The 11468-nt window shown below is 71.0% G+C and carries 6 protein-coding genes; 3 read left to right on the top strand and 3 right to left on the bottom strand.

The annotated features are described in order from the left end of the window. Positions 1-114: 114 nt before the first annotated feature. Positions 115-2697, bottom strand: a complete 2583-nt coding sequence (locus tag ACZ4FV_RS31225) for a collagenase (protein WP_395858629.1) — start codon at positions 2695-2697, stop codon at positions 115-117. Between the two features lie 618 nt (positions 2698-3315). Between ACZ4FV_RS31225 and ACZ4FV_RS31220 the strand changes: the two genes are divergently transcribed. Then, a complete protein-coding gene (locus ACZ4FV_RS31220) occupies positions 3316-5637 on the top strand; it encodes a glycosyl hydrolase family 18 protein (protein ID WP_465323814.1) in 2322 nt (773 codons plus the stop codon). A gap of 332 nt (positions 5638-5969) precedes the next feature. Here the strand turns inward: ACZ4FV_RS31220 and ACZ4FV_RS31215 are convergent, their stop codons facing one another. After that, complete coding sequence (locus ACZ4FV_RS31215; protein WP_402230944.1) at positions 5970-7496, bottom strand: long-chain-fatty-acid--CoA ligase; 1527 nt, start codon at positions 7494-7496, stop codon at positions 5970-5972. A 171-nt stretch (positions 7497-7667) separates the two neighbouring features. Further along, positions 7668-10202 carry an alpha-L-rhamnosidase-related protein gene (locus ACZ4FV_RS31210; RefSeq protein WP_402230942.1) on the bottom strand — a complete coding sequence of 845 codons (2535 nt, stop codon included), beginning with the start codon at positions 10200-10202 and terminating at the stop codon, positions 7668-7670. Positions 10203-10359: 157 nt separating this feature from the next. Here ACZ4FV_RS31210 and ACZ4FV_RS31205 point away from each other — a divergent pair, with 157 nt between their 5' ends. Together ACZ4FV_RS31205 and ACZ4FV_RS31200 are read left to right on the top strand one after the other, a co-directional pair. Continuing rightward, positions 10360-11094, top strand: a complete 735-nt coding sequence (locus ACZ4FV_RS31205) for a TetR/AcrR family transcriptional regulator (protein WP_402230939.1) — start codon at positions 10360-10362, stop codon at positions 11092-11094. 138 nt (positions 11095-11232) lie between these two features. Then, positions 11233-11460 carry a hypothetical protein gene (locus ACZ4FV_RS31200; RefSeq protein ID WP_465323816.1) on the top strand — a complete coding sequence of 76 codons (228 nt, stop codon included), beginning with the start codon at positions 11233-11235 and terminating at the stop codon, positions 11458-11460. Positions 11461-11468: the final 8 nt, after the last annotated feature.

The raw sequence follows: 11468 nt of genomic DNA, 5'->3' as shown, positions 1-11468 counted from the left end.
CTCCCCCCCCCCCCCCCCCTTCCCTCCCCCCCCCCCCCCCCCCCCCCCCCCCCCCCCCCCCCCCCCCCCCCCCGCCGCACGGTGTGGCGCTGTGCTGTCGCTCGGTGGTGTCGGTCAGAAGGTCGTGGTGACCGATGTGCCGGCGAAGGTCTGCTTCGCGTGCAGGGTGATGTAGTGGTACCCCTCGTGCGGCGCCGTGATGGTCAGCGTCTCGGCGTTTGTGCTCTGGGTGGACTTGGCGGTGTAGGCGGTGTTCGTGGCCCACACGGTGCTGTTGTAGTAGAGATCGGCGTTGCCGGTGCCGCCGGCGGTGGTGATGTTCAGGCGGGCGGTACCCGCCGGGATGTAGATGTAGAAGTAGAGCTTGTCGTTTCCACCCGTCGCCGCGGACAGCGCGCTGCGCCGGCAGTTCTTGGCCAGGGCGCGGATGTCGGGATCGGTGCACTCGGCGGTGCCGCCGCCGGTGACCGTGACGTTGTGGGTGACGGTCGCGGTGGCGCCCCCGTTGTCGGTCACGGTCAATCGTACGGCGTAGGTGCCGGCGGCGTAGGTCTTGGTCGGGTTGATCGCGGTCGAGGTGGTGCCGTCGCCGAAGTCCCAGGCGCGGGTGGCGATGGTGCCGTCGGGGTCGGTGGAGGTGTCGGTGAAGGCGACCGAGGTGCCGTTGACGGCACTGGTGAACTGCGCCACCGGCGGCCGGTTGGCGGGAGTTCCGCCGCCGCACTCGCCGGCCGCGCAGGCGGCCAGCCACGTGTACCAGTCGCTGTCGTAGCGGTTGCCGATGGTGCTCGTCAGGAACGTGCGGGCGCCGGTCCAGTCGCCCGCGCGGTAGTAGCCCAGCAGCCGGGTGACGTCCGCGGGGTGCTTTTGCAGCATGTACCGCACCGCGAGGTAGCCCCAGCGGTAGATGCGGGTCGTGTCGTGGGAGTAGGTGGTGTCGAAGACCGTGCTCAGCGCGTAGGTGTGCTTGCCCGCCTCGGTGATCGCCGCGTCGTAGGGCAGGTTGCGGTAGGAGTAGGAGACGTACTCCGCGAAGCCCTCGATCCACCAGATGGTCGGGGTGCTGACGCCGGCGTCGAAGTCGCCGGCCATGTCGAAGCGGCCGTCGAGGTAGTGCGTGTACTCGTGGTTGAGGTTCCAGATCTCGAACGCGGGGCGCGTCCACTCGGCCTCGTAGGCGATGAAGCGCGGCTGGTTGCCGGCCGCGCTCGGGTCGCCCTCCAGGTACATGCCGCCGTTGTTGGTGTCGATGCCGAAGATCGCGCCGGCGTAGGTCTGGTAGTCGGTGCTGGAGTCGAAGACCACGACCTCGATCTTGGTGTTGAGATCGCCTGCCACCGGGCCGTTGTCCGCGACCACGCCGTGGAAGTAGGCGTCCTGGTTGCGCAGGCTGGTGCACGCGGCGGTGAGGTTGGCCGGGGTCATCTCCTGCGCGCGGATGCGGATGCTCGTACTGCACGTGTAGTCCACGGTCAGCACGGCCGCGGTCAGTCGGGCCTGGAGGTTGCAGGTGTTGTAATAGGCACACTGTGCCTTGTCGTAGTAGTCCGTTCCCGAGGCCAGTGCGACCCACAGCGGCGCGGTCGGCCCGGTGATCGAGGTGGCCGCCAGGTGCGTGCGCACCATCGGGCGCACCTTGGCCTGGAGGGTCGGATACTGGACGAACCGGACCAGTTCGCGACCCGCGTTGGTGGTCAGGTACGCGCGGTCGGTCCCGAGCAGGTCGCGGTGCGCGGTCGCGAATCTGTCGACCGCGTCGATGACGCTCTGGTCGGCCTGCACCGCGGTGACGAACTCGGGAACCTGGTGGCCCCGGAAGAGCACGGTGAAGACGTTGTTGACCGCGGCCTTCATCCACCAGGACGCGTCGTACGAGCTGTTGTAGCCCGCCAACAGGCGCTTGACCACGGACAGGTAGCGGGCGTTCTCCTGGGCGCTGTCGATCAGGGTGACGGCCTCGGCCAATGTCTCGCCGTTGGCGTCGGTGACGTCGGAGGAGTGTGCGTTGGCGTAGAAGGCGTCCAGACCGGACCGGATGGCGGTCTGCAACGTGGGGCCGTAGGTGCCGACGGTGGATTCGTTGTACCAGTGCACGTAGTAGCCGGCCCGCAGGAAGAGCACGATCTGCGGGGCGCCGGTGCTGCCGTTGCCCGGATAGGAGCCGGCGAGGTCGCGCAGGGCGTAGGCGACCGTGGTCATCTGCGCCTCACGGAAGATCGAGGCGGCGTCGGGCCCGGTGACCGTGAACAGCGTGTTGACACAGTCCGTGGTCGACGCCTTGATCTGCTGGACGAGCGCGGCGCCGGTGCGGCTCGCGAAGTCGGCGACCGTGCAGGCCGCTGCGGCGCGTCGCTCGCCGGCCATGGACGGGCGAGCCGGCAGTACGGCGCTCGACGGGTCGCCGTAGTCGCGCCGGGCGCTGTCCGGCGCGCTCGCGGACAGCGGCGGTTGGTCGGGTACCGCAAGCGGTTTGCCCTGGGTGTGCGTGGTTCGGTCGGCCGATGCGCTGGGGGCGGTGCCGGCCGACGGGCCGGAGGTGGAAGCGGAGGTGGAGGTCGCCTGGGCTGTCGACGTCGTCGCAGCCGGATCGGAGGGGGCGGCCGATCCGGGCTGGGTGAACAACCCGAAGCCCATGGCGAGCGAGATGGTGACCACCGCGATGCGGCGAAGTCCCTGTCGTGCCGGTTTGGTTCGCAAAGACCGTCTCCTTGCGGAACAGAGGTCGCGCGCACGCGCGCCTCCGATGGGGGTGGTGCCACGGCATGAGCGGTTCGACGTCGGCCCCGATCTGGGACTTCGGAGTCGGCGCGAGTGTGGTCCTGGTACCTGCCTCACCGCAAAGCCCAACGGTGGCAAGGCAGTTGGTGCCGTAGCGGACCGGAAGGGGAGCGTCCGGGCCGCTGCGTGACATGTACCATGTCACAAATCACATTTTGCGTGAAGGCCTGTCGAACACCGAATGCGGCCAACGAAACGGCAGCCGTCGGGGCGGCGTTCGGCGACGGTGGGGCCGTCGGGATCGACGGGGGTGGTGGTGCCCCCGTGGCGACAGGGACGGCGGGGTGGCAGTCGGTCGCGCGGGCGATCCGATTCGGTCGCGGGCGTGTGCCGAATCGATCAACGGCCCTGTGTCCAGCCGGAATTGCCGCGTCGGTGAGTGCATTCCGATCGATCCCGGTCCGCGCTGATCCCTACTGGTCTAGACCTTGATTATTGGTCCAGACCTTCACTACGCTCGCTCTACTGTGTGAGCCGGACATCCCGGCTCATTGTGGGGCGCAGGTTCTCCATCGGATCCCAAATCCAGGAGCACCCATGGCCATCGGAACCGTGAGGCGCACCAAACGCACCAAGCCGGGCAAGAGGTTCGTCGCGATCTTCGCGGCCCTGCTGCTCCCGCTCGCCGCGATGGTCGGCCTGTCGGCCGCGCCCGCGCAGGCCGCCGCGGGCGCGACCGCCGCATTCGTCAAGACCTCCGACTGGGGCAGTGGCTTCCAGGCGGAGTGGACGATCAAGAACACCGGTACCGCCACGATCACGGGCTGGACCGTCGAGTGGGACTTCCCCACCGGCACCAGCGTGGGTGCGTACTGGGACACGCTCATCACCAAATCCGGAACGCGGATCACCGCGAAGAACCGGGAGTACAACGGCTCGCTCGCGCCCGGCGCCGGCGTCAAGTTCGGCTTCGTCGGCAGCGGACCGGGAAGTCCGAGCAACTGCAAGGTGAACGGCGGTCCCTGCGACGGCGCGCCGCCGACGGACAACCCGCCGAGCGCCCCCGGGCAGCCCACCGCGACCGCGACCACCGTCGACTCGATCTCGCTGAGCTGGGCGGCGGCCACCGACGACAAGGGCATCCAGAACTACGACGTCTACCGAGGCAACACCGTGGTCGGCACGACCGCCGGCACCGCCTACACCGACACCGGGCTGACCGCCGACACCGCCTACGTGTACAAGGTCGTCGCCCGGGACACGATCGGCCAGACCGGGCCCGCCGGGCCCACGGGCACGCTGCGCACCAGGCCCACGGGCGGCCCGGACACCCCACCGACCGCGCCGGGCACGCCGACGGCGAGCGCGGTCACCGACACCTCGCTGACGATCAACTGGGCGGCGGCGACCGATGATCACGGCATCAAGAACTACGACGTCTACCGGGGCGCGACCAGGATCGCGACGGTGACCACCACCACCTACGGGGACACCGGTCTGACCGCGAACACCACGTACACGTACACGGTGGTCGCCCGGGACACCATCGACCAGACCGGCCCGGCCAGTGCGCCGCTGACGGTCAAGACCACCGGTGGGGGCACCCCCGGCAACGACTACGTGCGCGTGGGCTACTTCGTGCAGTGGGGCATCTACGGACGCGCCTACACGATGAAGTCGCTGGACACCTCCGGTGCCGCGGCCAAGCTGACCCACCTCAACTACGCCTTCTCCAACATCGATCCGACCAACCTGACCTGCATGAACGGAGTCACCCGAGCCACCCTCCCGGGGCCCCAGGATCCCAACCAGGGCGACGGCGCGGGCGATTCCTGGGCCGACTACGAACGCTCGGTCGGTGCGGGCGAGTCCGTCAACGGGACCGCGGACACCTGGAACCAGCCGCTCGCCGGAAGCTACAACCAGCTTCTTCAACTCAAGGCCAAGTACCCGAAGTTGAAGTCGCTGATCTCGATCGGCGGCTGGACGTACAGCAAGTACTTCTCGGACGCCGCCAAGACCGACGCGTCGCGGCAGAAGTTCGTGAAGTCCTGCGTGGACATGTACCTCAAGGGCAACCTGCCGGTGACCAACGGACGCGGCGGCACCGGTGTCGCGGCCGGCGTCTTCGACGGGTTCGACATCGACTGGGAGTGGCCCGGCGCCGAGGGCCACGCCGGCAACCACATCTCGACCGCCGACAAGAACAACCTCACCCTGCTGATGGCCGAGTTCCGCAGGCAGATGGAGGCGCTGACCGCGACCACCGGCAAGAAGTACCTGCTCACCGCGTTCACCCCGGCCGACCCCGGCAAGATCGACGCCGGTTGGGACATCACCACGAACGACGGCACGCCCGGCGTGTTCGACTACATGGACTTCGCCAACGTGCAGGGCTACGACTTCCACGGTTCCGGCAGCGACAACAGTTGGGAACCCAACCGCACCGGCAACCAGGGCAACCTGTACGTCGACGCGGGTGACCCGTACCCGACCAAGTTCAGCGTGGAATCCACCGTCCAGTACTACCTGGACCAGGGTGTCGACCCGCGCAAGCTCGTGCTCGGGCTGGCCTTCTACGGCCGTGGCTGGCAACAGGTCACGGACGGCGGGGCGCACGGCGAATGGCAGGCCGCCAACGGGGCCGCACCGGGCCAGTTCCCGGAGGAAGCCGGCACCAGGGGCTACGCCAACCTGGTCGCGTCGGTACCGAACCTGACCGTCTACCACGACGAACAATCGGTCTCGACCTATGGCTACACCGGCAACAACGGCCAGTGGTGGACCTTCGACGACACGTGGTCCATCGGCAAGAAGACGGCCTGGCTCCGTACAAAGAACCTCCTGGGCGCGATGCTCTGGGAGATGAGCGGAGATACCGGGGTGTTGATGACCGCGGTCGACAACGGGCTCAAGTAGCCCACCTGATCGGAAGGTCGGGACGCCGGTGAGTGGCCGCTCCCGACCTTCCTTCCGTCCGGCCCGCCCGGCGGACCCCGACCCCGCCCACCGCATCCGGTGGGCGGGGTCGGGGTGTGCTGTACGCCGGGGCGTGCCGGGGCCAGGGGTTGGCTCGTTGGAGTTGGGCGGCGATCGCGAGCAAGAGGGGTTCGCCGGCGGGGCGGCCGACGAGTTGCACGGCGGTGGGCAGGCCCTTGGGGCCGGTACCCATCGGCACCGTGGCCAGGCCGCAGTTGGCGGCCGGTATTCGGATCGAGCCGGCCCCGTCGTTGCCGTGCGCGAACCGGCGGTCAGTGCTCCGCGTTGCCGGCGGCTGCCGGGAGGGACTCGCGCAGGGCTCGCTTGAGGATCTTGCCGGTGGGGCCGAGCGGGAGTGCGTCGACCGGGCGGATCACGCGTGGGTACTTGTGCCGCCCGAGGTGCTCGCGGGACCAGGCGATCAATTCCTCGGGGGTGGGCGCCGGTGTGCCCGTCGGCGCGGGGCGCAGCACGACGGCGGCGTGTACCTCCTCGCCGAGCGCCTCGTGCGCGGCCCCGTACACCGCGACCTGGGCGATCGCCGGGTGGCGGGCCAACACCTCCTCGACCTCGCGGGGATAGACGTTGTAGCCGCCCCGGATGACCAGGTCCTTCTTGCGGTCGACGATGGACAGGAACCCGTCCTCGTCGACCACGCCGAGGTCGCCGGTGCGGAACCAGCCGTCCACGATCGCCGCCGCGGTCGCCTCCGGGTCGTCGAGGTAGCCCGCGAAGACGTTGTGACCGCGGATCACCACCTCACCGACCGTTCCGACCGGCAGCAGGTCGATGCGCGCCTCCACGTCGGCGGCGGCCACCGCCACCTCCACGCCGCGGATGGCGTGCCCGACCGTCCCGGGCCGGCGGCCGAGCACGCGCTGATTGAAGGTCGCCGCTGGGGACGTCTCGGTGAGTCCGTACCCCTCGAACACATGCGCGCCGAACGCCGTCTCGAAGCGTTCCAGCACGGCGACCGGAAGGGCCGCGCCGCCGGACACCGCCAGGCGCAGGCTCGGCATGGTGCGCCCGCTCGCCGCCTCGGCGAGCGCGTGGAACATGGTCGGCACGCCCATGAAGACGCTCACCCCCTCGCGGACGATCAGGTCGAGCGCGTCGGCCGGGTCGAAGCGCGGCATCAGGACCAGCGTGGCACCGGCGCGCAGCGCGGCGTTCATCGCGCAGGTCTGGCCGTAGCTGTGGAACAGCGGCAGGCAGCCCAACACGACGTCTTCGGGGCCGAGTTCGTGCAGGTCCTGAGCGCAGACGGTGGCGTTCAGCACGAGGTTGAGGTGGGTCAGCCTGGCGCCCTTGGGCCGACCCGTGGTGCCGCTGGTGTACAGGATGGCCGCGATGTCGTCGGCCGCGGTCGGATGCGCGGCGGCCGACGGCTCGCCGGGCTGCTCGTGGTCGGCCTCCAGCACGGGTATGCCGGCCGCTTCGGCGGCGGCCAGCGCGGTCGGCCACAGCGGCCCGCCGCTCACCGCGAGCACCGAACCGCTGTGCCGCAGGACGAACTCGACCTCGTCCGCGACGAGCAGCGCGTGGATCGGCACGACCGAGGCGCCGGCCGCGATGATCGCGTAGTACACGCGCGGGAACAGCGCGATGTTCGGCAACATCAGCGCGACCCGATCGCCCGGCCGGACGCCGCGTGCGCGCAGCGCCGCCGCGCAGCGCAGCACGTCGTCCCACAACTGCCGGTAGGTGACCCGGGTTTCGCCCTCGACGACGGCGACGTGGTCCGGGAAGCGCAGCGCGGAATCGCTCAACAGAGCGGCCACACCGAGTTGTTGCTGCACGAGGCACTCCAGGGGTATGCGGCGCCGGGCGCCGATCGGGGAGCGGAGCAGGGCAGGAAGCGGAGCAGGGAAGGAAGCCGAGCGGAGCAGCGGGATCAGGGCTTGGCAGGGCAGGGCTTGACCAGTCCGGGCGGGGTGTGCGGGGTGGCGGTGGTCATGGCCGACCGCGATTCATGCCCCGGGCCGGGCGCTCGGCCGGGGGGCCTCCAGGAGCGCGTCGAACGTGCCCGCGGGATGCTCGGCGACGCTGCCGTCCCGGGCCACGAGCACGACGGGGGCCGGGGATCGCACGTGTACGCGGGTGCCCTCGACGCGGACGTGGACCGGCCCGTGCGGGGTGGGTACCACGCCCTCGACCCAGTCCAGCCCGCCCGGTCGCGGGGCGACGCGGACCTTGGCGTAGCCGGGTTCGGCCGGGGTGACGCCGAGCGTGTACACCAGCAGGTCGCGGCTGGGCGTGGAGGACCAGCCGTGGCAGTAGGTGCCGCCCTCCCAGGTCTCCCGCCACGCGGTGGGACCGGTGGCCAGCAGGCGCTCCCAGTCGCGGTACAGCCCGGTGAGCGTGTCGGCGGCGCCGAGCAGGGCCAGCGCGTCGTGCACGACGTAACGGAAGAAGGGCTGGGCGCCGACGACCCGACCGCTGACGTCCCAGGTCACCGCGGGCGGCACGAAGAGCGCGACCTCGTGTCCGGTCGGTGCGCCGTCCGCGTCGCCACCGTGCGCGGCGACCGGGGCGAGGGTGAACATCGCCTCGCGGTCGAGCAGGAAATCCCGTACCCGGTCCGCGCGTTCGGCCGGGACCAGGCCCGCGCAGACGGCCGCGGCGGTGGTGTGCTCGCTCATCGCGGGCCGCACCACGTCCCGGACCGCGTGATCGCGATAGCCGCCGCGTTGGTGATCCCAGAAGATCTCGAAGCCGGCGCGCACCGCGTCGTGCAGACCGCGGGCCCACGCGGCCCGGTTGGCGTCGCCGAGCCAGTCGGCCATCTCGGCGAAGTCGCCCAGGGCGCGCGCCCACAGCGCGTTCAGTGCCGCGCTGGTCCCCTCGACCTGTACGGGCGACCAGTCGATCAGGACCCATCCGGTGACGTCCCGGGCCAGGCCGTCCGGGCCGAGGAAGGCGGTGAACCAGTCGAGCACCGCCTCCGCGGTGGGCAACAGCCGGGCGACCAGCGCCCGGTCGCCGGTGTAGCGGTAGAGGTTGTGCACCGAACGCACCCAGTGCAGCGACCAGTCCGGAATGGTGACCAGGTCCGGATCGCCGGCGTCGCCCGCGACCGCCATCGGCAGCAGGCCGTCCACCCGCGGGGTCGCGGTGAGCAGCGGCTGATGCCGGGCCAGGCTCCAGTCGGCGTTGTTGACCAGGTCGACCGACTGGTGCACGACCGCGTCGCCGGTCCAGGCCCGCTGTTCGCGACTGGGGCAGTCGATGTAGGCGTCGTGCGCGGTCAGGTCCACGGTGCGCAGACCCACCCGGTGGATCTCCTCCAACAGCGGGTCCGAGCAGGCGAAGTACGGGCCCGGTGGGCGCGGGCGCAGCCGCTCGGCAACGGTCGGCGCGATCCGGGTCGGGCCGGTGCCGCAGACGACGAGCACGATGTACCGTCCACCCGCCGGATCTCCGAGTTCGAACCGCTCGCCGTCGCCGCCGCGAGCGGTGTAGGCGAACAGCGCCGCGCCGGCGAGCGCGGCCAGGGTCGGCGACTCGGTGAGCGCGCCGAACAGCAGGGTGTCCGGGGCTGCTTCGAGGTCGATCCGCAGCGTGCCGCTGACCATCATGCCGAAGTCGGCGACCACCAACCGGTATCCGGCCGCCAGCGCCAACGACGGGGGCGCGGGTGCGTCGCCCGCGTCGGGCAGGCGGTCGGGCCGGGCCTCGGGGCGGATCTCGGCGAGTGCCTCGGCCAGGGCGGCGTGTATGTCCGTGAAGCCGAGCGGGCCCTGCGGACGCGCGGTCGCGGTCGGTGTGGCGGTAACGAAGGAGGCGGGCTCGCGGATCGAACCGCCGGGCTTGGACAGCGGGTTGGGCAGCAGTGCGCCGTACGGCTCGGCGGGCGGCCGGGTGGCGCCCGCGCTGCCCACGTGCGAGGCGGGCAACACCGTTGCCGCGGGCCAGTGTTCGTCGTCGAACTCGGCGCCCTTCCAGGCCGGGTCGAGCCGTCGGCCGTCCAGGATCTCGGGGATCTGTGGGGAGACGGTGGACTGCGGCGCGCACGGTGTCCAGGCGTGCGATTCGAGGCAGCGCCAGGACGTGTCGGTGGCGATCCAGGTGTCCGTGCCGACGCCGAACTCGGCGACCAGCGCGCCGCCGCCGAGAGTGTAGGTGGTCGGGGAGGGCGCCCACCACGCGGTGCGGTGGCCGTAGAACCGGACCAGGACCGCGATCACGTTGCGCCCGGGGCGCAGTGCCGCCGCCGCGTCGCCGACGTCGTAGTACAGCCGCCGCGCGCCGTGCCGGATCGGGCCCCGGGTCAGTTCGACGCCGTTGACGTAGAGCACGTGCCGGGAGTCGGAACTGATCCGGAACGGCGCGAGCCGGGGAATCTCGGTCAGTTCGAAGGTGCGCCGGAACAACACCCGGCGGTCGAATCGCTCGGGGTCGAGGGATCCGTTCATCGGGTTCTCGGGTGGTGGCGCCCCCACCGCGCCGTGCTCCGTCCAGAGCCACTGGCCCTGCCAACGACGGTTCGCGAACGTGTCTCGCATCGCGCGTGTCCTCCCGATTTCTCGACCCTCGGTTCCCGGCATCGCACGCGGGACTCCCGGATCCCGAACGGCGGGGACCCCCGGACCGCCGCTCGGCGGACCACACCCTAACCCCGTTTTTTACTAACCACTAGATAAAAATGCTAGGGTGCTCACCGTGACTGAGAGAACACGCGGAGATGACGAGGGTCGCGGGAAGCCGTCCCGGCAGAGCCCCCAGCCCCGCCGCGGCCCGGGGCGAAGCGAGCGCGGCGCGCGCCGGCGCGAGGAACTGGTGACCATCGCGAGCGAACTCTTCGCCCGCAGCGGCTTTCGCGGCACCGGGCTGGCCGAGGTCGCGGCCCGCGCCGGGATCACCCAGCCCGCCCTGCTGTACTACTTCGGCAGCAAGGAGGGCCTGTTGCAGGCGGTGATCGAGCGCCGCGGCGCGCAGAGCATCGAGTTCGCCCAGGAGTCGGTGGCCGTCGGTGGCCTGCGGGCGATCCGGGAGCTGCCCGCCTCCGCGCATCGCAATCGGCGCGAACCGGGTCTCGCGCGCCTGTTGGCGGTGCTGACCATGGAGAACCTGGACCCGGAGGATCCCGCCCACGACTACTTCGTGCAGCGCTATCGGCGACTGCGCGCACTGGTCGCGCGGATCATCACCGATGCCCAGGCCACCGGCGAGATCCGCGCCGAGATCGACCCGGCGCACAAGGCCGCCGAGCTGCTCGCCACGATGGACGGCCTGCAACTGCAATGGCTGCTCGACCCCACCGAGGTCGATTTGGTCACCGCCATCGAGTCCTACGCCCTCACCCTGATCCGCGACCTGGCCGCCGACCCGGCGGCGTACGCCACCGCGACCGCCGGCACCGCCGGCACCGCCGCGGACCCCGCAGACCACGATTGATCCCGGCGCCGGGCACGCGAAAGGGCGCCCTCGACGGCGAGGGCGCCCGGTGGCGCGGTGGCGCGGTGGGCGGGATGGGTTCGGTGACCGGACGAGTCGACGCGCAGCCGCTCGCGCACGGCCGCGATGTGCTCGACCGTGACGCCCGAACGCGGCGAGCAGGCTGGTGAAACCACCCCGAGTGGTGCCCGGTTCGCTCGGGCACGTGCGCATGGCGGCAGCCGGCGCACGCTGGATGACCGCGGGCATCGCGGCGTGGTCGAGGCCGGGAACGGCTATGCCGTTGCCGGCCCGGAGCGCGGGCAGCGCGTCCTCGGCGCGGGTGTAGTCGGCGGTGATCGATTCGGCGGTCGCGCCGACCGGTGATCGATTCT

The organism is Embleya sp. NPDC025285, from assembly GCF_055558835.1.
Note: the sequence above shows the minus strand (reverse complement) of the source record. Positions and strands in the feature narration are given on the sequence as shown.